General features: G+C 42.9%; 29 protein-coding genes and 1 tRNA gene. 26 read left to right on the top strand and 4 right to left on the bottom strand.

Annotation, left to right across the window (positions count from 1 at the left end; genetic code table 11):
- The first annotated feature begins 46 nt into the window (after window positions 1-46).
- The 22 genes from DW996_RS12390 to DW996_RS12290 all read left to right on the top strand — a co-directional run bounded on the left by DW996_RS12390 (window position 47) and on the right by DW996_RS12290 (window position 15440).
- Window positions 47-604 (top strand): hypothetical protein, encoded by a 558-nt coding sequence (locus tag DW996_RS12390; protein WP_199642656.1) that lies wholly within the window; start codon window positions 47-49, stop codon window positions 602-604.
- Window positions 597-1940, top strand: coding sequence for a phage terminase large subunit (locus DW996_RS12385; protein ID WP_118536060.1), 1344 nt, complete (start codon window positions 597-599; stop codon window positions 1938-1940). The genes DW996_RS12390 and DW996_RS12385 overlap by 8 nt, the downstream gene beginning before the upstream one ends.
- Before the next feature lie 49 nt (window positions 1941-1989).
- Window positions 1990-3393, top strand: coding sequence for a phage portal protein (locus DW996_RS12380; protein WP_118536058.1), 1404 nt, complete (start codon window positions 1990-1992; stop codon window positions 3391-3393).
- Window positions 3351-5171 carry a phage minor capsid protein gene (locus tag DW996_RS12375; protein WP_158575331.1) on the top strand — a complete coding sequence of 607 codons (1821 nt, stop codon included), beginning with the start codon at window positions 3351-3353 and terminating at the stop codon, window positions 5169-5171. The genes DW996_RS12380 and DW996_RS12375 overlap by 43 nt, the downstream gene beginning before the upstream one ends.
- Window positions 5168-5365, top strand: coding sequence for a hypothetical protein (locus tag DW996_RS12370; protein ID WP_118536054.1), 198 nt, complete (start codon window positions 5168-5170; stop codon window positions 5363-5365). Before DW996_RS12375 ends, DW996_RS12370 begins: the two co-directional genes overlap by 4 nt.
- A gap of 79 nt (window positions 5366-5444) precedes the next feature.
- Window positions 5445-5603 carry a cysteine-rich KTR domain-containing protein gene (locus DW996_RS13680; protein ID WP_118536052.1) on the top strand — a complete coding sequence of 53 codons (159 nt, stop codon included), beginning with the start codon at window positions 5445-5447 and terminating at the stop codon, window positions 5601-5603.
- Between the two features lie 34 nt (window positions 5604-5637).
- Window positions 5638-5708, top strand: a tRNA-Arg gene (locus DW996_RS12360).
- Between the two features lie 50 nt (window positions 5709-5758).
- On the top strand, window positions 5759-6343 hold the full coding sequence (locus DW996_RS12355) for a phage scaffolding protein (RefSeq protein ID WP_118536050.1): 585 nt from the start codon (window positions 5759-5761) through the stop codon (window positions 6341-6343).
- A 12-nt stretch (window positions 6344-6355) separates the two neighbouring features.
- A complete protein-coding gene (locus DW996_RS12350) occupies window positions 6356-7225 on the top strand; it encodes a hypothetical protein (protein ID WP_118536048.1) in 870 nt (289 codons plus the stop codon).
- A 10-nt stretch (window positions 7226-7235) separates the two neighbouring features.
- Complete coding sequence (locus DW996_RS13050) at window positions 7236-7394, top strand: hypothetical protein (protein ID WP_158575330.1); 159 nt, start codon at window positions 7236-7238, stop codon at window positions 7392-7394.
- Window positions 7395-7411: 17 nt separating this feature from the next.
- A complete protein-coding gene (locus tag DW996_RS12345; protein ID WP_118536046.1) occupies window positions 7412-7768 on the top strand; it encodes a hypothetical protein in 357 nt (118 codons plus the stop codon).
- A 44-nt stretch (window positions 7769-7812) separates the two neighbouring features.
- A complete protein-coding gene (locus DW996_RS12340) occupies window positions 7813-8130 on the top strand; it encodes a hypothetical protein (protein WP_147403563.1) in 318 nt (105 codons plus the stop codon).
- Window positions 8131-8149: 19 nt separating this feature from the next.
- A complete protein-coding gene (locus DW996_RS12335) occupies window positions 8150-8488 on the top strand; it encodes a hypothetical protein (RefSeq protein ID WP_118536042.1) in 339 nt (112 codons plus the stop codon).
- A complete protein-coding gene (locus DW996_RS12330; RefSeq protein ID WP_118536040.1) occupies window positions 8485-8895 on the top strand; it encodes a hypothetical protein in 411 nt (136 codons plus the stop codon). Before DW996_RS12335 ends, DW996_RS12330 begins: the two co-directional genes overlap by 4 nt.
- 40 nt (window positions 8896-8935) lie before the next feature.
- Window positions 8936-9379, top strand: coding sequence for a hypothetical protein (locus DW996_RS12325; protein ID WP_118536038.1), 444 nt, complete (start codon window positions 8936-8938; stop codon window positions 9377-9379).
- Window positions 9380-9382: 3 nt separating this feature from the next.
- The gene (locus DW996_RS12320; protein WP_118536036.1) at window positions 9383-9793 is read left to right on the top strand and encodes a hypothetical protein; all 411 of its coding nucleotides are present in this window, start codon (window positions 9383-9385) and stop codon (window positions 9791-9793) included.
- Complete coding sequence (locus tag DW996_RS12315) at window positions 9790-10338, top strand: Gp15 family bacteriophage protein (RefSeq protein ID WP_118536034.1); 549 nt, start codon at window positions 9790-9792, stop codon at window positions 10336-10338. Before DW996_RS12320 ends, DW996_RS12315 begins: the two co-directional genes overlap by 4 nt.
- Entirely contained in the window at window positions 10298-12433 is a 2136-nt protein-coding gene (locus DW996_RS12310; RefSeq protein ID WP_118536032.1) for a phage tail protein, read from the top strand. Before DW996_RS12315 ends, DW996_RS12310 begins: the two co-directional genes overlap by 41 nt.
- Window positions 12433-13281 carry a phage distal tail protein gene (locus DW996_RS12305; RefSeq protein WP_158575329.1) on the top strand — a complete coding sequence of 283 codons (849 nt, stop codon included), beginning with the start codon at window positions 12433-12435 and terminating at the stop codon, window positions 13279-13281. Before DW996_RS12310 ends, DW996_RS12305 begins: the two co-directional genes overlap by 1 nt.
- Window position 13282: 1 nt before the next feature.
- The gene (locus DW996_RS12300) at window positions 13283-14185 is read left to right on the top strand and encodes a Gp37-like protein (protein ID WP_118536029.1); all 903 of its coding nucleotides are present in this window, start codon (window positions 13283-13285) and stop codon (window positions 14183-14185) included.
- 8 nt (window positions 14186-14193) lie between these two features.
- The gene (locus DW996_RS15070; RefSeq protein ID WP_442969958.1) at window positions 14194-14319 is read left to right on the top strand and encodes a hypothetical protein; all 126 of its coding nucleotides are present in this window, start codon (window positions 14194-14196) and stop codon (window positions 14317-14319) included.
- A 254-nt stretch (window positions 14320-14573) separates the two neighbouring features.
- Window positions 14574-15440: a hypothetical protein gene (locus tag DW996_RS12290; protein ID WP_147403562.1), complete on the top strand. Its 867-nt coding sequence runs from the start codon at window positions 14574-14576 to the stop codon at window positions 15438-15440.
- Here DW996_RS12290 and DW996_RS12920 read toward each other — a convergent pair whose 3' ends face one another.
- Window positions 15441-15911 (bottom strand): phage baseplate protein, encoded by a 471-nt coding sequence (locus DW996_RS12920; RefSeq protein WP_147403561.1) that lies wholly within the window; start codon window positions 15909-15911, stop codon window positions 15441-15443.
- Window positions 15912-15971: 60 nt separating this feature from the next.
- On the opposite strand from DW996_RS12920, the gene DW996_RS12285 reads away from it, so the two are divergent.
- The 3 genes from DW996_RS12285 to DW996_RS12915 are packed head-to-tail and all read left to right on the top strand — an operon-like array spanning window position 15972 to window position 17740.
- Window positions 15972-16397: a phage holin family protein gene (locus tag DW996_RS12285; RefSeq protein WP_118536024.1), complete on the top strand. Its 426-nt coding sequence runs from the start codon at window positions 15972-15974 to the stop codon at window positions 16395-16397.
- Window positions 16397-17410: an N-acetylmuramoyl-L-alanine amidase gene (locus DW996_RS12280; protein ID WP_118536022.1), complete on the top strand. Its 1014-nt coding sequence runs from the start codon at window positions 16397-16399 to the stop codon at window positions 17408-17410. Before DW996_RS12285 ends, DW996_RS12280 begins: the two co-directional genes overlap by 1 nt.
- A gap of 57 nt (window positions 17411-17467) precedes the next feature.
- A complete protein-coding gene (locus DW996_RS12915; protein WP_147403560.1) occupies window positions 17468-17740 on the top strand; it encodes a hypothetical protein in 273 nt (90 codons plus the stop codon).
- Window positions 17741-17770: 30 nt separating this feature from the next.
- On the opposite strand, the gene DW996_RS12910 is transcribed toward DW996_RS12915, so the two are convergent.
- The gene (locus DW996_RS12910; protein ID WP_147403559.1) at window positions 17771-18088 is read right to left on the bottom strand and encodes a hypothetical protein; all 318 of its coding nucleotides are present in this window, start codon (window positions 18086-18088) and stop codon (window positions 17771-17773) included.
- Window positions 18089-18443: 355 nt separating this feature from the next.
- On the opposite strand from DW996_RS12910, the gene DW996_RS12270 reads away from it, so the two are divergent.
- Window positions 18444-18692 carry a DUF6061 family protein gene (locus DW996_RS12270; RefSeq protein ID WP_033121501.1) on the top strand — a complete coding sequence of 83 codons (249 nt, stop codon included), beginning with the start codon at window positions 18444-18446 and terminating at the stop codon, window positions 18690-18692.
- Between the two features lie 49 nt (window positions 18693-18741).
- Here the strand turns inward: DW996_RS12270 and DW996_RS12265 are convergent, their stop codons facing one another.
- Window positions 18742-19767 carry a sensor histidine kinase gene (locus DW996_RS12265; protein ID WP_055228679.1) on the bottom strand — a complete coding sequence of 342 codons (1026 nt, stop codon included), beginning with the start codon at window positions 19765-19767 and terminating at the stop codon, window positions 18742-18744.
- The gene (locus DW996_RS12260) at window positions 19764-20441 is read right to left on the bottom strand and encodes a response regulator transcription factor (RefSeq protein WP_055228678.1); all 678 of its coding nucleotides are present in this window, start codon (window positions 20439-20441) and stop codon (window positions 19764-19766) included. The genes DW996_RS12265 and DW996_RS12260 overlap by 4 nt, the downstream gene beginning before the upstream one ends.
- Window positions 20442-20443 lie beyond the last annotated feature (2 nt).

The raw sequence follows: 20443 nt of genomic DNA, 5'->3' as shown, positions 1-20443 counted from the left end.
GCCTGATATGTGGAGCAGAGACTTCATGTATTAGGCTCTTATTTGTTTGACAGGGGGTGCAGAGCATAGGGCAAAGTATGAGAAGTGGCTGGAACCAGAAAATTTGCTGAAATTGGAAGGCTGGGCGCGGGATGGTCTGACAGAGAAACAAATTGCTTCAAACATGGGGATTGCACGTAGCACATTGATCGAATGGAAAAATAAATTTTCGGACATTTCGGACACCCTAAAAAAAGAAAAGGAAATTGTTGACCGAAAAGTTGAGAATGCATTGCTTGAAAGAGCCATAGGTGGTGTGCATGAAGTCCGAAAGACATTTAAGGTAAAACATATCTATTATGACGACCATGGACGTAGGTGTGAAAAAGAGGAATTGGTTGTAGGCAAGGATGAGGTCTATATCCCGGGAGATACGACTGCACAGATTTTCTGGCTCAAGAATAGAAAACCGGAAGATTGGCGAGATAAACGTATTGTGGAAGAGGATGCTGGGAACAAGACCAATGAAATCGTCAAGAATATGCAGACGATAGCAGATATATGGCGGAATCCTGTAAATAACCGTAATATTGACGATCTTGAAAAAGAGGTGAATCATGAATAATCCGGCACCGTTATCAAAAAGACAATATGCATATTTTATGCGTTGCTTTTCCAGTTGGTTCAATGTTGCGGAAGGTGGTAAGCGTGGAGGGAAGAACGTCTTACAGACGATGATCTTTTGTGCCATGTTGGAGAATCACCCAAATAAGATACATTTGGCGGCAGGTGTTTCCAATGCCACAGCAAAACTCAATATTCTGGACTGTGATGGCTACGGTCTGCTCAATTACTTTGAGGGAAGATGCCGGGAAGGTAAGTATAAAGACCGTGATTGTGTATATGTGCAGACAAAAACCGGGGAAAAGATTGTTTTGGTATCCGGTGGTGGCAAAGACGGTGATGAGAAACTGATAAAAGGTAATACATACGGCATGGCATACGTTACAGAGGCGAATGAGTGCCACAAGAAGTTTCTAAAAGAAGTGTTTGACCGAACACTATCCAGTAAAGATCGAAAGATATTCCATGATCTGAATCCAAAAGAGGAAGAACACTGGTATTATACGGAGATCCTTAAGTTTCATGAGATGCAGCAAGAGCGTAATAGTGGCTATGGATATAACTATGGGCATTTCACTCTGGTGGATAATATGAGTATGACGGATGAGGAGATCCGCAAGGTACTAGCAACCTACCAGAAAGGAACGGTCTGGTATAAAAGAGATATCCGTGGTGAACGTGCCGTCGCCGAGGGCATTATATTCAGAAAATTTGCGGAAGATAATGAGCCGTATCTATTTGATGAAGAGACAGATCCGTTACTGGCAAGGGATGAGCAGGGAAGATTATTGCACCGACCATACAAAATTGTGATCGGGATTGACTTTGGAGGAAACGGATCCATGACAACTTTTGTCTGTACGCTATACTTTCATGGATTTCATGATTTGAGAATAACGGAAGAGGAAGGCATAGAGTTGTCACCGGATATAGATGCAGAAAGAATATGTGATAAGTTTGTTGCCTTTTACCGAAAGTGCAAAGATGCGTATGGACCGATCACATGGATCTTCCCGGATTCTGCGAGTACAACTATGATCAACAGTTTGATCAGTGCTGCAAGAAAAGCAGGACTGTCATTTCGCAATATTACCGGATGCACAAAGAATGAGATTGCCGATCGACCGAGAATGATGGATAAACTGTTGAATACCGGGCGGCTTAAAATCAACCGGAAATGCGCAAGAGTAAGAAGTGCAATGGGTAGATTGAAATGGGATGAAAAGGAACCCAATATCCCAGAGGATAAGAATATCGGGAACTGTAACGACTGGTGGGATGCCATATGCTACACCATGATAGATTTTGCAGATAATATTGATTTAGACAGGAGGTAGGACCAGGAAAGAGTGTGTAAAGGGATATTTAGAGAAAAAAGGATATGGAGTGAATGAAACGGCACTGACATATATCAAAATCTGTGAGGATTGGTATGCCAATCGGGAAATCGACGATTTTCATAGGCGGAAGAATTTAAACGACAGTGAGGTTGTGCTGCATAAGATGAACTTTGCAAAGCGGTGTTGTGCAGATGATGCTAATCTATGCGAGGTAGTATCTGTTGCTCCAGATAAGGAATCAGGATCACAGGAGTTTATTGAGAAGTTTATGGCAAGCAATCGCTTTGACATTATGTACCGGGAGCAGTTGGAAAAGACGGCGGCGACAGGGACGGTCGGAGCATACATTTACCTGCGGGGGGCAGAATACATCCAGAAAGGTAAGCAGATGATAGTCCGGGGTGGAGAAGTGCGCATCAATTATTGTGATGCAGACTGCATTGTACCACTGACAGTAGAGAATAAACTTATTACAGAGTGTGCCTTTAGTGGTACGAATGTGGTGAAAGGCAAAAAGAGAACCGTGCTTGTCATGTTCACTTTGCAAGATGGCTTGTATCGGGCAGAGACAGTTGTCTTTGACGAGACAGGAAAAGAAGTAAGCCGGAATGTATTACAGTTGGGTGCGGTAAAGCCATTTGCCATTATGGAGAATGCAGAGGTCAATCATCTGGACGACATGGAAGGATATGGCTTGCCAAAGATCTATAATGCCATTCCGTTGTTTAAAGCCGTAGATCTTTGCTACAACATCCTGCATGGTGATCTGTCAAAAGGAGATAAGTTGGTTTTTATCAATGAATTGCTGGCATGTATCAAAACAGATGAGGACGGCAATCCGTATCTTACCCAGCAGCAGAAGGAGTTATTTGTACTTCTGGGAGAAAAATTACCAAATGCTGATACACTGATAAAAGAATATAATCCAGAGATCCGTGTCGAAGAGATTACAAAGGCCTTTGAACTGGTGCTGTCTCTTTTGTCGATGCAGTTTGGCTTCGGTAGTAAGAAATATACCTTTGAGAATGGGCAGATCAAAACGGCGACCGAGTATATCGGTACCAGACAGGATGCCATGCAGGAACTAAATAAGCAGAGGAAACAGGCGAGCAACTATATCACGGATATATTGCATGCGGCGATGTGGTTTTCAAATCATTTTAACGGAACGTCCTTTAACGAGGATGAGATCCTGTCGATCGAGTTTGATGATTCCTACGTGGAGGATCGGCAGAGCAAGTTAGAGTCCATGAGAGCAGATGCGATGACCTTTAGTAATGTGCCTATCCTTTTACAGTGGTATTTGAAAGAAAAGTATAATTTGTCGGATGAAGAGCTCAAAAGTATATTCCGGCAGATGTGGAAGAGGATGAGCCAGAAGATGATGACTAATGCAGCAGGATGGAGGTGTGTCACAGGGCATTATCAGAAGAACAGATCGAAATATTAGCAGATAAGTATATTATCGGACTGTACCAGCAAATGGAAGATGAGGTGATCGCAGATATTGCCAGACGCGTGAAAGCGACCGGGAGATATACCGAAACGGCTGAACTTATGGCAAAGGATATGATCGAGCAGGGATATTCTGCTGATAAGATCCGGACGGCTGTGATGCAGTCCATTCGGGCAGACAAGGATTATCAGATGGCAGTGGCAGAAAATACACTCAATGCCAAGCAGGAGATCCAGGACATCATTGATAAGACAGTAGCCAAGGCAAAGGTGCAGGGAAAAGAGTTGATCGCTCAGGCAGGAAGTATGGCGTGGAATAACGATCTGTCGATGTGGGAAGAACAAGGTGAGGATCTGAAACAACCGAACAGTATGAGCCAACTGATCAAGGCAGCACAAAAGCAGACAGTCGGAGAATTAAAGAATCTGACACGGTCTATGGGATTCAAGAATGTTCTGTTGGGGACTACCGGTGTCAAAGGCATGTATCAGCGTGAAATGGACCTGGCACTGCTTAAGGTGTGTACCGGGACATTTTCATATGATGCAGCAGTAGACGAGTGTATCCACCGTATGGCACAAAGCGGGCTTCGGACAATCGATTATGCAAGTGGCAAGTCTTATCAGTTGGATACAGCCGCAAGAATGTGTGTCAGGACGGGTATGAGCCAACTATCGGGCAAGATCACGGAAGCCAATTTGCAGCAGTCGGATCATGATCTGGTTATTACCAGTCAGCATATGGGAAGCAGACCGGAGCATGCAGTCTGGCAAAATAAGGTTTTTTCCTATTCAGGAAAGAGTAAGAAATATCCTGATTTCGTCAAAGAAACCGGATATGGGACAGTGACCGGATTAAAAGGAGCAAACTGCACGCATGACTTTTACCCATACTGGGAAGGTGCTTCCGTAGTCCCGGATAATGTGACTGTACCGGAGCCTAAGGTAATAGATGGAAAGAAATATACCTATTACCAGATGACACAGCAACAGCGCAAAATGGAGCGCCAGATCAGAGCCACCAAGCGCGAGATCGAAGCCCAGAATATAGTCGGCGGAGACGTGACAGTGTTGAAAAATAAATTAAGCCGACAGATGGACCAGTATGTCAGTTTTAGTGATAAGGCTGAATTGCGACCGAAAGAAAATCGCCTGAGGATTATTGCTGGGACAAGTGCCATGCCTCAAAAAACAAAATTTCAAAAGGCAGTGGATTTAATTTTTAGAGACAAGCCATTTTCAAATATGAGTGAAAAAGAAAGATTTGAAGATACAATGGCAGTGACACAAGCCTACAAACAGTTACCACTAAGCGTAAAGACAAAGATGTCAGATGTGACGTTTGAAATGGGCTATGATGCAAGTGCATGTGATATAGAAAATAGAATTATACATGTGGGAAAAGGAACAGAAGTACCACATATATATCACGAATATGGACATCTTATTGAAAATTATATGATGAAAAAGGATGATGTAGATGCATATAAAAATTACTTGACAGAGGGACTAACAAGTGAAAATATAGTTAAAAAAATATACTATGATAATTTAGGAAATGAGGTTCCTGTCTTTTTGGTAACCGGAGAACGGTTTGAGTCAGAATATCAAGGCAGACTATATGTAAGAAGTATGCATGAAGCGGTCAATCAGGATGGAACAATCAATATAAATGTTTTAGGTGAAGTTGTTTCGGAAGTGTTTAGAAAGTATATGAGCCATGAAACAATATCAGAGAATGCCTTGGCATTGATGAAGGAGGCTATCAAGTGAGTTTAAAAGATGAATTTCTGAGAATAGAAACATATGAAGAGTATGAAAGCAGAAGGGATGACTTTCATGTATTAGACTGGTCGGACAAGGAGAATATTGAACATTTGTGCCAACTATTTTCTATTAAGCCCAAAGGAGACAATGAAGACAGTGTTCATGTTGATTACTTCTATACCGCTCCAAGGAAAGGATAAATGAGATGGCATAGTGGCTATAGAAAAAATATTTGAAAAACACATTATATGATGGTAATATAAGGACAGGGGTGAAGATGTGTCCTATAAATGGTACAGGTGTCCGATATGCGGTAACCCGAAAATGTTCATGATCCGAACGGATACGATCTTGATAAACTTTCCGGGATACTGCAAAAAGTGTAAACAACAAAGTATAATAACAATAGAGCCTAAGCGCCGAATAGTGAATTCTTAAAGTAAGGATTTATTATTTGGCGCTTTTTTATTGCCGCGGATTGATGCAAAGGTAGCATATCGGTTTCCTAGGCCGACTATGGTGGTTCAAGTCCGCCGTCCGCAATTTCCCATATCGCAGAAAGTGCGATTAAAAAAATATTTTAGGAGGATATTATGAAGAACATTTTTGAAATCATGAAAGAGTATGGCCTTGAGGTACCAGAAGAAAAGAAAAAGGACTTTGAAAAAACTGTACTTGATAACTACAAAACGGTATCTGACTATGAAATACAGTCGGAGAAGTTAAAAACCACCGAAGGAAAGGTGACGACCTTAACCGAAAGCCTTGATAAGTTTAAGGATGTAAACGTGGATGAGTTGAATAGTACGATTGCAACGTTAAAAACAGACTTGGCGAACAAAGACCAAGAACTGAAGGATAAAATTGCAGACCGTGATTTCAATGATCTTCTGAAAGACAGTATTACATCTGTCAAAGGTAGAAATGCCAAAGCAATTACGGCACTTCTTGATTTAGAGACATTGAAAGCATCTAAAAATCAGAAAGAGGATATCACCGCAGCGCTTAAGACACTGGCAGAAGCAGAGGATAGCAAGATGCTGTTCGGTGAACCGGAGCCATATGTTTTAGGCAAAGGAGATCCGATCGGATCAGTAATCAAGACAGGTAATCAGGACAGTGATGCTACTATGCGCGCTGTAATGGGATTGCCGCCTGTAACAACAGAACAGAAATAGGAGGAAAACGAAATGCCAAACACAATCACTTTAGCAAAAAACTATACCAGTTTACTTGATGAGGTATATAGAAGTGCATCCGTAACAGCGGATCTGACTTCTGACGCAACTATGTCAAGGGCTGGTGCCAATGCAAATGAAATCGTATACCCGCAGATCAGCGTCACTGGTCTTGGGGAGTATGATCGTAACAGTGGCTATACAACAGGGGCAGTAGACCTTAAGTGGAAAACCGCCGCATTCAACTATGACAGAGGTACAAAGATCGCTGTAGATGTTATGGACAATGAAGAATCTAGAAAACTTGCCTTTGGAATGGCAGGTGCAACACTTATGCGTGAGAAGGTGGCACCAGAGGCGGATGCATTTACGTTCGCAACATTGGCATCTTTGGAGAGCATTTCCAAGGCCACAGGTACAATTGATGATGCTTCCCAGTTCTTGGATGCATTGCTCACAGCATGGTCTAAGATGGATGAAGATGAGGTTCCACAGGAGAATCGTATTCTTTATGCAACCGCGACATTGCTTAACAGTGTTATGTCTCTCGATACGACAAAATCAAGAGAAGTTCTTGGAAAATTTGCTGTAAAGAAGGTCGTTCCGCAGGCACGATTCTACACAGCCATTGATTTGCTCGATGGTAAGACCTTAGGAGAGGAAGCAGGTCATTATAAGAAGGCTAGTAATGGTGCAGACATCAACTTTATGATCGTGCATAAGCCCGCAATTATCAAGTTTGACAAGCACACGGTCAGCAATATCATTCTTGCTTCAAGCAACCCAGATGCAGATGCAGATATTGTAAAGTATCGTAAGTATGGAATCGTAGACGGTTATGCAAATAAGCGTGCCGGTATCTACATGAACAGCAAAGCGTAGGAGGTGGCACATGAGAAGAGTAGGTGTAGGGGCTGAAAAGCCGGAGAAAAAGAGTACAGATGCAAAACTGAAAAAGGAAATTAAGGATCTTAAGGCTTTGAATGAGAAGTTGCAGGCAGAAAATGCCGCACTCAAAGAGGAAAATGAGAAGTTGCAGCCTAAGGAGTAAAGAAAGGATGGAGCGATATGGCAAAAGTAACATGGGAGCAGTATCGCTCCTTTCATCATATTGTGAGTGAGGAAGAGTTTGACCAGGCAGAGGCGCTGGCAGAAAGAGAAGTGCAGCAGGTTATAGGCTGGATCCGATGGGCGAATATAAATCAGGATACGTTTGGGTATCAACAATTACAGGAATGTATTTGTAATGTGATGGATAAAGTGGCAGAGGATGCCAAGAGTGCAAAAGGACAGGGAGTATCATCTGTTAGCAATGATGGATATTCCGAGTCTTATGTGATCCAGACGGCAGAGCAACTGCGAGGGGAATTACAGAGTTCCATCCGAGCATGGTTATCCGGGACAGGATTGGTAGGTGCTTATTGATGTTTGAGGATGTTATTACACTATTTCATAAGGTGGAAGACGGTATGTGGAATCGTAGCGTGATCCACGGTGTGCAATGGTCAGAGCATACGGATAAGACAGTCACAGATGGTGGCATAGTAAAACTTGCCACGTCAGTGACCATAACATTCCCAAAGGGAACATACGAGGATGTGGTACTGGACGCTGATAATGACGAGGATTGTATCGTCTATGGCGATATCGTTTTTGATGTGCAGGATGTAAAGGGGAGCCGCATTTCAGATCTGCGCCGTGCATTTCCAAGAAGCGGGGCTATTAAGAGCGTCAATGATAATTCCAATCGTAGGTTTTTACAAAATGTAAAGGTGGTGCTTTTTTAGGGCGGCAGATTTATTTAGATTGAAGGCAGTCCAGTGTAATCCGACAGAGATCATCCATAAGCATGGATTGGGAGAATATGAACGAGTGCAGCAGTATGTAGACAACGAGTGTCTGCGTCTCTGTGAGCCGATGGTGCCAAAAGATTCCAATATCCTGATCCAGTCAGCCAAGATCAATACCATCATTGGGAGCGGAGAGTTGCGATACCGGACACCCTATGCAAGACGCTGGTATTATATGCCGGCTAATTTTCAAGAGGCACCGGAAAGAGGAAATTATTGGTTTGAACGTATGAAGCAAAAGTACAAAAACCGGATTCTGGCTGGCGCACAAAAGATTGCGGAGGGTAGAGTGTGACAATAGCAAAGTATATCGTAGATCTGCTCAAAGAATATGGCAAAATGCAGATCGACATCAACCATGTGGCAGATGGAGCAGATAAGTATGGTCTGTTCCGAAGTCCAAACAGAAGCATACAGGAGCACAATGACGGGTCTTATGAGGTCACAGAGGGGTATCAGTTCTTTGTCCGGCAATCGACCGTATCACCATCCGAGAGAATGGAAGTTGATGAGTTTCTGGAAGAATTGACCTATTGGGCAGATGATCTGGGAACCATATATGAATTTCCACAAATTGATGGGAACAGGCGGATCCTTGGCATGGAAATCACTGGTAATCCGTATCCAATGGAGACGGATTCCAAGGATACGTTGTATCAAATATCATTAACGATCACATATGAGAGAGAAAGAGAGGTATAAAACAAGGGAGAGATTAAAAAAATTTAAGACAATTCCATTTTTGAATATTGCAACATCGGGATCACCAGAACATGCAAGAATCGGCAAATCAACCATTTTTGATCTGGTTCTCAATGCGCAGACCGAGGAAAATGACTTCATTGAAAGTGAGATGCCGACAACGGATGTGCAGTATTACAAGCCGGAGTTGTCACAGGAATTACAGTCTAACAAGGGAGATCCAGCATTTGATTATCTTTATGAAATGTTTTTGGATCTGCCGACAGGCGAAGAGGTCAAGAAGAATCTGATGATCGTCTTTGCCGGTAACATTGGAACTGAGGATGCGGAAAAGTTTAATGCCTGGAATACTAAGGCAACGCTGATTCTGGATCACTTCGATTCGGTTGCAGAAAAGATCTATTTTAAGTTCAGCATCTATGAAATTGAGAGAGGAACATGCACGGTAGCTGATGGAAAGCCGGTGTATGAAAAGAAGGAGTAAGCCATGGAATACACAGTGATTATCAAGGATCGATCTTATGATCTGCCAGACAAGACCTTAAAGGTTGTTGAGGAAATGGATACAGTGGTCAGGATTGACGAAAAAAGGGGAATGAGCATCAGAGACAAGTACAAGAGATTGTATGATTTTATCGTGGGATTGGTAGGAACGGAAAATGCAAAAGAGATTCTGGGATCCGATAATATTGAGGAAGTAGATCTGTGTGAAGTGACATTGACGGTCAAAAAGATTTTAGATGCTTATGAGCAGCCTCTGCTTGACTATCAGACCAAGCAGATGGAAGAACAGTTACGCCGTGTTCCAATAGAGAAGATGGCTGGCATCACACAGACCATTGATAGTATTGCACATAGTTCTATTGCCAAAGGCAATGTATCACAGTTTAGCCGATGATAGATCTGACAAGAAAAAAACTGCCAAACACCGTGACCGTGGATGGCAGGGCTTATTCCATACATACAGACTTCCGAGAGTGGTTGCGGTTTATGGAAGATGTAAAGGAGATGAGGAGCGGTCAGTTGGTGGATGTGTCCTATTTGTTTAAGAACGACATGCCGAGCCGATGCGACGTCGCATCTCTTATGGAATTTGCATCACCACAAAATGAAGTGCCACGAGGAAGCGGATCAGATGAGGTCATATTGGATTATAAGATCGATTCGGATTTTATTGTGGCAGGATTTTGGGAGCATTATGGCGTTGATCTGACATCCATAGAGTATATGCACTGGCATGTGTTTATTGCCCTAATGCGAGGGCTGACGATTCAATTAAGAGACATTATGCAATACAGATCATACCGCAGGGATGACCGTAAAGATGTAGATGTCTATGAGGAGTTAAGACGTGCCTGGGAGATCATTCCACCACTCACGGAAGCGGATCAGAAAGAACTAGATGAATTTAGCAAGACCTCGGAGGGTAAAAAGAAGGGCTGACGGATCTTTATTATTTGATACAAAACTTGATACAGACGGAGTTACTACCGGCTTAAAGAAGATTGGCAGTGTTGCTACGATCGGTATGGCGGCAGTTGGAGCGGCAGTAGGTGCAGCAGCAACCGGATTGGGAATATTGACCAAGCAGGCTGTGAGTGCTTATTCAGCATATGAACAGTTGACAGGTGGTGTAGATACACTATTCAAGACGGCATATGATCAGGTCATGCAATATGCAAATAATGCATATAAGACAGCCGGATTATCGGCGAATGCCTACATGGATACGGTGACGTCCTTTAGTGCATCGCTGATTGCATCATTAGATGGTGATACTGCTGAGGCAGCAGAAAAGGCAAACGGTGCCATTACCGATATGGCGGATAATGCAAATAAGATGGGTACCGCTATGGAATCCATCCAGAATGCTTATCAGGGATTTGCCAAGCAGAATTATACTATGCTGGATAACCTAAAATTAGGTTATGGCGGCACGAAGGAAGAAATGGAGAGGTTGCTTGCTGATGCGGAGAAGATCACAGGCATTCATTATGATATATCTTCCTTTGCAGATATAACGGATGCCATTCATGTGATCCAGACCGAATTGGATATAACAGGCACTACTGCAAAAGAAGCGGCAACGACTGTCGAAGGTTCCATCAACATGACGAAAGCATCCTGGGAGAATCTGGTTACCGGCTTAGGTGATTCCAATTCGGATATTGAGAGATTGGTTAGTGAATTTACGACCTCTACAGAAACAATGCTATCCAATCTGTTGCCTGTGATTGAAAATATTCTACCCAAGTTATCAGTAGGAATCACGGAACTGGCGGCAAACCTGTTACCTAAACTACCACCGATCATATCTAGTCTGCTTCCAGCATTAGTGGACGGTGCAGTTAGTCTGATCAATAGCCTTGTTGCTATACTGCCAGCATTATTGCAGGCGGTGATCAATGTGATACCGAGTGTTTTGAGTGGAATCGCGACCATTATAGTACAGGGTGTGCCGACACTGATACAGGGCATTACACAAACGATACCTATGCTTGTTGAGGCACTGGCTAGTATTATGCTTCAGATTGCAGAGAGCCTGCCAGAACAGTTGCCGGTTTTTATAGAGCAGATGCTTACATTGATACAAGATCTGGCAACGACCATAGCAGAGAATGCACCGATACTGATCGATGTGGGTATCAAGTTGATGCTGGCATTGGCGGAGGGGATAGTAAAGAGTCTGCCAACTATTATAGAGATGCTGCCGACCATAATCACGACGATTGCTAATGTTATCAATGATAATATGCCGACGATCCTTATGGCAGGTGTGCAGATCCTCATGATGCTGATAGAGGGGATTATCCAGTCTATACCGGTGCTGATAGAAAATATACCCAAGATCATAGAAGCTATTGTGGCAGTGTGGTCGGCGTTCAACTGGTTGGAACTGGGGAGCAAGGCAATCACACTTCTAAAAAATGGTATTGTCGGTATGATATCAGCATTGAAAGGTGCCGGAACAATGATTTTTGAGGCTGTAGAAGGGGCGATAAAGTCATTACCACAGACCTTAAAGAACATTGCAGCCAACGGCATCAAGAGTATGATCAGTGGCTTTATGGGAATGCTGTCAACCTTGCTGAATACAGTTGGAACGTTATTGATATATATGGTCCAGGCATTTGGCAGTGTCTCGTTAAAAGATATAGGCAAGAACGTGATCCAAGGATTTATTGATGGAATCCTAGGAATGGGAGGTATCTTGCTAAAAAGCGTGGGTGATCTCATGGGAAATGTGATCAGCAAGGTCAAAGGAGTCTTTGGTATCCATTCGCCATCAAGAGAGTTCAAATACATTGGTAAGATGTGCGTGGCTGGTATGGATGATGGTATGGAAGGTTTTGGAGATTCCATCGTAAATACAGCACAGGCAAGCCTTGGAACATTAAAAGCCAATGTGACAGGCAGATCCATGATGGGATATGGAAATAGCCAAACGTTTAACTTTTATGATACACAGACAAGCCCGGATGCTATCCGGCGCACGTTTGAAAATACAATGACATTTGGATTGGCAGGGGGAATATGATGAAACCTACATTAGTCAAATGTGTCCGAAGCGATGCGAAGGAATTCACTATAGGCTTATCAGATTGGAAGATTACAAAGTTAGAGGGTATAGATGCCCCTAACTTCTCCCTGTTTACCGATAAAAATGCTGTTGGAGATGGAGCCATGCTATCCGGTAAGCGTGTAGATGACAGGGACGTGTATGTCGAGGCAAAATCGAGATTTCCACAGCAAAACGAAGCAATAAGAACGAGAGCGTTGGGATTCTTTAATCCGAAATATACCTATCGAGTGCATGTGACATATCTGGGAACCACACGTTGGATCGAAGGTGAATTGGAGGGCTTTTCTATACCGGCAGAGAATGTCTATAGAAATATGACAATGAAAGTACGGTTTTATTGCCCGGATCCATACTTTAGATCAGAGGATAATTTTGGTAAAGACATTGCATCAAGCCAAAAGATGTTTGGATTTCCATACATTCAGACAGCGAAGATCAAGACAGTAGCATCGGCTTTTAATTTTGCCAAGTTGGTTAAGATTACGAATGATGGCGATGTGGAGACATATTGCATGGCGCGGATCTTATTTAGTGGGGAGACAACGAATCCTAAGATTGTAAAGGATGATTATTTTGTCAGAGTATGTGAGTCATTTACATCCGGGGATGTGCTGGAAATTGATTTTGCAAATGCTACGATCCGAAAGAATGGCACAAATATCATTCAGAAAATAGATCGGGGATCCACATTTACATCAATGCAGTTAGATGTAGGACCGTCAAACATTGGCTTCGCTGCCGATACAGGGGACGCAAATATGTCGGTTACGATTTATTACAATAAGTTGTACTTGGGGGTATAGGATGCAGTTATTGGCACTGGATGAAGAATTTAATCCAATAGGATATTTTGGATATATCAACTTGCAGTGGATCAGGCGATACTATGAGCCGGGGGAGTTTTCTGTGCAAATTCCGATCGAGATGTATATGTCGGATATGAAATATATTTATACAAATGAAAGACCAGAGGTGGGGATGGTACAAAAATCAGAGTATCAGACCAATTATCAAGGAGCATATATGCAGGTGTCTGGGTATTTTTATGAGTATAAGGTCAATGACAAAATTATTTATCCGAGGTACATAAAAAGCGGTGTAATCGAAGATGTGGCTCTTGATCTGGCACAAAAATTTTGTGAAGATATTCCACTATTGCAGATAGACGCCAGCAAAAAGCGTGGGGAGGTAATAGCCATACAGTCAACCGGAAAAAATCTAGCGGCACAGATCTATGAGATGCTCCAAACGCAGGAGATGTCCTTTAGAACCAGATACGGTTATGCAGAAAATAAGATGTATTTTGAGGTCTGGCAGGGTGTAGACCGGACCATGCAGCAGTCGGATAATCCGTTTGCTATCTTTTCCGCACAACTGCGAAATATTGCGAACGAGAAAATTGTCATAGACAACTCTGCATTTAAAAATTATGCGGTGGTTATCGGCAATGGGCAGTATGAAGATGGTGAACAGGTCGAGGTTATCATAGATCAATCTGATGGTGGATATAGACAAAAGGTGTATATAGATAAGACCTCCATGAAGTATGACGAGGATAAGCAGTCATTGGAGGAGTTTAAAGAGTCACTGGTGCAAGCCGGACTTGAGGAAATGCAAAAATCATATTCACAGATAGTCAATATAGAGGTTGACACTGTGATAGAGGTCTTAAATATCTGCAAGATTATGATTTGGGCGACAAGATAGAGATTGTAGTGGATGCATTGCAGGAAAATCTTGTTACCAGGATTATTGAAATCGACGAGGTGTTTAAACAGGGAAAACATACCGTATCGCTCACCTTTGGGACAAAGGTACCAAGAGTGTATAGAAGAATATAAGGAGGTACACGACAAGGCAGTCATTTCCATTCACATCACAGGTAACATATGATGAAGCAGGATATCCAGAATATGATAGGGCAGTAGATTCGGACATTCTGCGAAATCTTTTCAAAAATTATTATTCAAATGGGGTATTTCCAAACCCATCCACCAATTTTCAAGTGGTGGCAGACGAAGGTATGCAGGTCGTTGTTCGGCCAGGAGCGTGCCTTATTGAGGGTGCAACAGGCTATGAGACGGAAGATAGAACGATGGTCGTGCAGGCGGCTGGGGCTACGGACAGAATAGACAGTGTTGTGCTTCGACTAAATGACAATATCGATTATAGGGACATTGATCTGTATGTTATCAAGGGTAACTCTTCATCGGAGCCACCAGAATTGACGAGGACAGGCGGTGTGTATGAGATCGGTCTTGCCAATCTGTATGTATCAGCAAATTCATCCACAATCACAACGGAACGTATTACCGATACACGACTGGTCACAGAACGCTGTGGCTATGCTATGCCAGTACAGAAGTTTGATACTACGGCATTGTTTGACCAATTACAGGCACAGGTAAATGAAAACATCGAGCTGATTCAAAGAGCGATTAATCAAACAGAGGCGGCACACTTGCAAGAACAGATTGATTCAATTAGTTCAGACATAGGAACGACAAGTATAGCTAGTATATCTGACGGAACACTCAAAGGTGCTGTGGCAAAGCATGAGCAGGATGTTAATTCACTAAACATAAAGATGGACTCTGCTCGCGAGAAACTTCTATGGTCAAATAGCGATACCACTAAAAGTTTCGCTACGCAGACCATCACACTTGATCTTAGCGACTATGACTATGTGGATATTCTGTTTAAAGCGACGACAACTTACACTGGGAGCCGACTAATTCGGTGTGTCAAAGCATACACTGCGGTGTGTTGTATTCCTGGATATGTTGCCAAGAATACCATTACCGGATCATCATATAATGCAATCAACTTACGTCGTATAGTAAGCGTTGGTTCAAGCGGTGCGATCAATTTTGGAAATGGTATCGTCGACACTAGCGCAGACAACGCAAATGGCAATGCAAATGTGATGATCCCAGCGAAGATTTATGGCGGAACATTTTAATTATGCAGTTCTCTCCCAGATATAAACTACTTTATATGGAGGCATATTGTTATGAGCTGCATTTCCACCTGCAAGACTTGTACTTGTTGCACTTATATCGTAAGCATATGATGATTGATACGCCAGTGAACCGTCGTAAAGTCCATAATATTTACCGGTTGAACTGGCTTTGTTATCCCAACAGGGTATTGCTCCTCTTCTTGTTGATGATGCGTGATTATGTGATGGCATTTCAGCCGTTGTTAAAGTGTGCGCAGTTTCACCTCCGATAGAATTGACAGCATAGGAAGATGAAGTGCCAAGCAGAAATCTCCCCTCGACCTTAGACCAGGATGTACCGCCATAAATGGCGATTACCTTGGCTTCGGTATCAAGGGTGGTAGATTGTACGATCATGCCAACATGGGATCTGACTAATTCCATCTTTAAGTTTAGTGAATAAAAAAGGAGGAAAAGCAAATAAAAAAACATAATGCCTTGAAAAATAGGTTTGATCGAATAGATAAAAAATAGAAAAGGAGAGAAGTACTTATGAAAGGAATTATATGTACAGCCGCGGGAATCGTGGGCGCAGCAATCAGCACAGCCTTTGGAGGTTTGGATGCTGGAATCAAGACACTTATCATTTTTATGGCAATCGACTATATCACCGGGTTAATCGTTGCTGGAGTTTTCAAACAGTCAACCAAGACAAAGACCGGAGCCTTGGAGAGCAAGGCAGGTTGGAAGGGCTTGTGTCGAAAATGTGCAACACTTGCACTGGTGTTGGTGGCCTATAGGTTGGATATAGTAATTGGGACAAACTACATACGAGATGCGGTGATTATAGCATTTATCGCGAACGAGACGATTTCAATAGTTGAGAACGCAGGACTTATGGGGGTACCAATGCCAGCGGTCATCACCAAGGCAATTGATATTTTACAAACAAAAGCAAATGAAGGAGGAAAAGAATAATGAAATTTAATGTACACGCAGGACATAATCCAGAAGGCAAGATTGCTTGTGGAGCAAAGGGGATTTTAGACGAATCCCGCGAAAACAGAATTGTAAAGGATAAAGTGATTCAGTTGCTTCGTGCAGCAGGGCATGAGGTATATGACTGTACTGTAAATGATGGGACCAGTCAGGGCGATGTGCTGCGACGCATCGTGGAAAAGTGCAATTCGAGATCCGTAGACCTCGACATCAGCATCCACTTTAACAGCGGTCGCAATGACTATGTGGGCGATGGATCTATTGGTGGAACTGAGGTGTTCCTGTACAACATTGCAGAGTCCAACAAGGTAGCCATTCAGTACGGAAAAGCAATCGTGGAAAGCATAGCAAGCCTTGGATTCCGCATCCGTGATGATGCTATCCCGGATCATGTTAAGACGGATTCACAGCTATATGTGCTGAAGAATACCAAAGCACCAGCAGTCTTGATCGAATGCTGTTTCGTAGATGATAAGGATGATGCAGATCTTTACAATGCAGATCAGATGGCAAATGCCATTGTATACGGTATTCTTTCGTTGGCTGGTTCCACAGCACCAACACCAGCGCCATCTCCGACACCGACACTAGTGCAGGCAGGACATAGCGTAGGAGAGGCTGTATCTTTTAACAAGATCTACAGCACTGCGGCATCAACCACACCGCTTAATCCAAGAGTAACGTCTGGAACGATTACAAAGGTGCTTCCTGGCAAGGCTAATCCTTACCTTATCAATGGTGGTACAGGTTGGGTTAATGACGGATGCATCACAGGTGGTGGAGTAGTGGCACAGCATATTGTTAATTACTACCCGGCATATGGTGGAAGTAATTCAATCACACAGTCGTTGAGAGCGATTGGTGTTGATTCGAGCATGGCACACCGTAAGCAGATTGCAGCTGCTAATGGTATTGGTGGATATGAAGGTACGTACACGCAAAACGTGACAATGCTTACCTTATTAAAACAGGGCAGATTAATTTCAGCATAAAAATGGGAGAGGGCTTCGGTCCTCTCTTTTTTATTACTAAACTTAAAGATGGGGGATTTGAATACAAGTATTTTAAATAAAATTGATAGCAAAATATGTTTCGAATCCGTAGTCAACAAAATACCAAGCGATTATTACGGTACAAAAAATATTATTACGGTAGCAACTAGCAGTAGTTGGAGGGAAGCACCATCGAATTATGGTACTTTGATTTCTTTTTATTCTGGCGGTAATTATATGCCACAAATCTTTTTTGATGCGGTAACGGGAGTAATGTTTACACGTATGTTCGTTGATGGACAATTAAAGGAATGGCATCGGATTGGTTAAATCAAATTATATCGGACACATCGTGACGAATTAGACTCTGCCAGTTACAACATATGATTTGATGATGTTTCCATCTGCATACCAATCAATTATCAGCCTTTCCGTGCCGGGTTGAATATATAAACCAACAACAGGATAGCCTTTACTATTTTGTTGATACGTTGGTATTAATCCACAAATAGTACCACTAATGTTTACGGACGGTCTGTTTATAAAGTCTCCATTATTCTGAGTACCTTTTAAATAAGTGGATGCAATATCAGCACCATTCCCATCTTGATATGCCTTTGTCGCGGCATTGGCACTTCCTGCACTATTTGCATAATTAGCGTTATTTGCATAATTCACAGACTGGGAACCAATGTTGGAGGTATTGATTGCAGTTGAAGAATCCTGTTTTTTGGAGATATTAGTATTCGCAGAGTCCATCTTTATGTTTAGTAACGGGAGTTTAGTAGTGAAATGATAAAAAATCTGTGGGGCAAAAATGGGGCAGAATGGGGCAAAAAAGAGGGCTTTTTTTGAGACAGAATGGGACACGAAAAAGCCCCGAAATCATTGGCTTAACAGTGATAAGGAACTAATTTACTTATCAACTGTTAGCTGACGGTTTCCGGGGTGCATACGGACAAATCCCGTCTGATTTCTAACAGGAAGTCAGACGGGATTTTCGCTTTATATTACGAATTATGGAGGACATACCATGAAAACCTTAATATCTTGTGCCTACAATATGGATAATTGCTGTGTGGAAGTGAAATTCAGCGACGGCAGTATGATTGCGATTGACACTATCGTCGTTGAGAACGAGATTGCTGACAATATGTATCAGCGGTCAGAGCTGGATTATTTGATCTACAACGCTCCTTTGGAGTATGCAGACCTTATCTTGAACGGCGATCCCGAAACCTATTTGAAAACTGTAACAGAATACAAGCCTTGGGATAGCTGACAACACGCTGCCCGCAGGAGAAAATCCTGCGGGCGTTTTTCTGTTTATATTATTTCCCTCCGTTGGATCTCAATTTAGGAAAGAAGATGACAATCTTGAAGCTCTTTCCCCACTGGGAAGCTGCTTCCAGATGAAGATTTAGATCGTCGGCCATCTTCTTAACCAGGTAAAGTCCCATACCGGTAGCCTTCTTTCTGCTGTCAGTAGAATCCCCGGTAAAGCCCTTTTGAAAAATGTACGGCAGATTATATTTTTTTACGCCAATGCCGTTATCTTCAACAGAAAGGATATCTGCAGTCTCCGAATGTATCACGGAAATTGTAAGCATGGGACTATCGCTGCTATATTTGATGGCATTGCTAACGATTTGTCCCAACATAAACTGAAGTCCTCTACGGTCTGTATAGACTGTTTCAGATTGCAGTTTGTTGAGAATGACAAAATGCTTCTCTTCAAGAAGTGGGGCATAGTCCTCCAGAACTTCACCCAAGCAGTCATTCAAATTGACATCCTCAAATCGGTAATCCTTTGTACTGCTCTTCAACCGGGCATAGTACAGCATCTGCGTGACATCCTCCTGAAGCTGACTGCGGACATAATCCAGCTTTGCTTGCAGGGAAGGAGAGATTTCATCGTTCCGGTTATCCAAGAGCATGGTCAGCAACGATAGGGGCGTTTTCGCTTCATGTGCCCAGCCCTCCACGTATTCTTCATAGTCCCGTAAGGCATCCGCCATATTGTTACTCTCGTTTTTGTATTCCCGTAAAACCGAAGCCAAAAATCGGACAGATTCTCCTTCTTTCTGACTAATGGCACTGAGCAGCCGTTCTTCATTGCAGATGGTAGGATCACTGAGGAAATCTCGGAACAGTTCCATGTGGGTGTTCTCCCTCTTGTTTAGTACAAACAGAATCGCTGAAAACAAAAGGATGCTCGTCAGAACTACTAACCCGATCAAGGTTTGAAATACCTGAATGTCAGAAATCCAAAGAATGACAGCGCAAAAGCAATCCACGCCCAGCAGCAACAGAAGCCAGGGGTAGTACCGTTCTATCATGTGCCAAAGCTGCTTCATAGAGACACCTCCGCTTCCAAACGGTAGCCCATTCCTCGAACTGCAACGATTCGCTGCTTCATTTCAAGGGCGGACATCGTTTTTTTCAGCCGGGTTAGGTTAACCTGCAAGGCATTTTCATCTATGTATTCCGTGGTTCCCCATAGTGCCATGCAAAGCTGCTCCGTCGTGACCAGAGCATCGCCGCCGGACAAAAGAGCGACCAACAGTTTTCCCTGATTTTTTGGAAGCACCACAGAGGTATTATGAATATAAAGCGTGTAGGTCTGCTGGTCTAACAGGAAATCTGGTCCCTCTATGAGATTGGTACGGCCTTCATACCTTTTGAGAATATTGGATACCCTGGCAAGAAGTCGATCTTTTCTGCACGGCTTCGTCAAATATTCATCGGCACCCAACTGGAACGCTTGCAGTTCATCCTTTACCTGATCTCTGGAAGTCAGCACCAGGACGGGGATAGCAGTTTTATTCTTTAGCTCCTGGCAGATTTGAAAGCCACTGATCTCCGGCAAGTTCAGGTCTAAGATCACAAGGTCAGGGCGGAGGGCTGCCAAGAGCCGAGCGGCATCTTCAAACTCGGTAATTGCCTCCACAAGATAGCCGTCCTTTTGGAGCATATCGCAGAGTTCTTCCCGCATATAGACTTCATCTTCCACAACAGCAATTCTTTTCATGA

Source organism: Roseburia sp. AM51-8 (assembly GCF_003478275.1).
Classification (GTDB): Bacteria; Bacillota; Clostridia; order Lachnospirales; family Lachnospiraceae; genus Pararoseburia; species Pararoseburia lenta.
Note: the sequence above shows the minus strand (reverse complement) of the source record. Positions and strands in the feature narration are given on the sequence as shown.

Excerpts from the sequence above, each read along its gene's own strand:
- DW996_RS12385 (WP_118536060.1), top strand. The coding sequence starts at position 597 with ATGAATAATCCGGCACCGTTATCAAAAAGACAATATGCATATTTTATG.
- DW996_RS12355 (WP_118536050.1), top strand. The coding sequence starts at position 5,759 with ATGAAGAACATTTTTGAAATCATGAAAGAGTATGGCCTTGAGGTACCA.
- DW996_RS12350 (WP_118536048.1), top strand. The coding sequence starts at position 6,356 with ATGCCAAACACAATCACTTTAGCAAAAAACTATACCAGTTTACTTGAT.
- DW996_RS13050 (WP_158575330.1), top strand. The coding sequence starts at position 7,236 with ATGAGAAGAGTAGGTGTAGGGGCTGAAAAGCCGGAGAAAAAGAGTACA.
- DW996_RS12345 (WP_118536046.1), top strand. The coding sequence starts at position 7,412 with ATGGCAAAAGTAACATGGGAGCAGTATCGCTCCTTTCATCATATTGTG.
- DW996_RS12340 (WP_147403563.1), top strand. The coding sequence starts at position 7,813 with ATGTGGAATCGTAGCGTGATCCACGGTGTGCAATGGTCAGAGCATACG.
- DW996_RS12320 (WP_118536036.1), top strand. The coding sequence starts at position 9,383 with ATGGAATACACAGTGATTATCAAGGATCGATCTTATGATCTGCCAGAC.
- DW996_RS12315 (WP_118536034.1), top strand. The coding sequence starts at position 9,790 with ATGATAGATCTGACAAGAAAAAAACTGCCAAACACCGTGACCGTGGAT.
- DW996_RS12310 (WP_118536032.1), top strand. The coding sequence starts at position 10,298 with ATGAATTTAGCAAGACCTCGGAGGGTAAAAAGAAGGGCTGACGGATCT.
- DW996_RS12305 (WP_158575329.1), top strand. The coding sequence starts at position 12,433 with ATGAAACCTACATTAGTCAAATGTGTCCGAAGCGATGCGAAGGAATTC.
- DW996_RS12300 (WP_118536029.1), top strand. The coding sequence starts at position 13,283 with ATGCAGTTATTGGCACTGGATGAAGAATTTAATCCAATAGGATATTTT.
- DW996_RS12290 (WP_147403562.1), top strand. The coding sequence starts at position 14,574 with ATGGTCGTGCAGGCGGCTGGGGCTACGGACAGAATAGACAGTGTTGTG.
- DW996_RS12920 (WP_147403561.1), bottom strand. The coding sequence starts at position 15,911 with ATGTTTTTTTATTTGCTTTTCCTCCTTTTTTATTCACTAAACTTAAAG.
- DW996_RS12285 (WP_118536024.1), top strand. The coding sequence starts at position 15,972 with ATGAAAGGAATTATATGTACAGCCGCGGGAATCGTGGGCGCAGCAATC.
- DW996_RS12280 (WP_118536022.1), top strand. The coding sequence starts at position 16,397 with ATGAAATTTAATGTACACGCAGGACATAATCCAGAAGGCAAGATTGCT.
- DW996_RS12270 (WP_033121501.1), top strand. The coding sequence starts at position 18,444 with ATGAAAACCTTAATATCTTGTGCCTACAATATGGATAATTGCTGTGTG.
- DW996_RS12265 (WP_055228679.1), bottom strand. The coding sequence starts at position 19,767 with ATGAAGCAGCTTTGGCACATGATAGAACGGTACTACCCCTGGCTTCTG.
- DW996_RS12260 (WP_055228678.1), bottom strand. The coding sequence starts at position 20,441 with ATGAAAAGAATTGCTGTTGTGGAAGATGAAGTCTATATGCGGGAAGAA.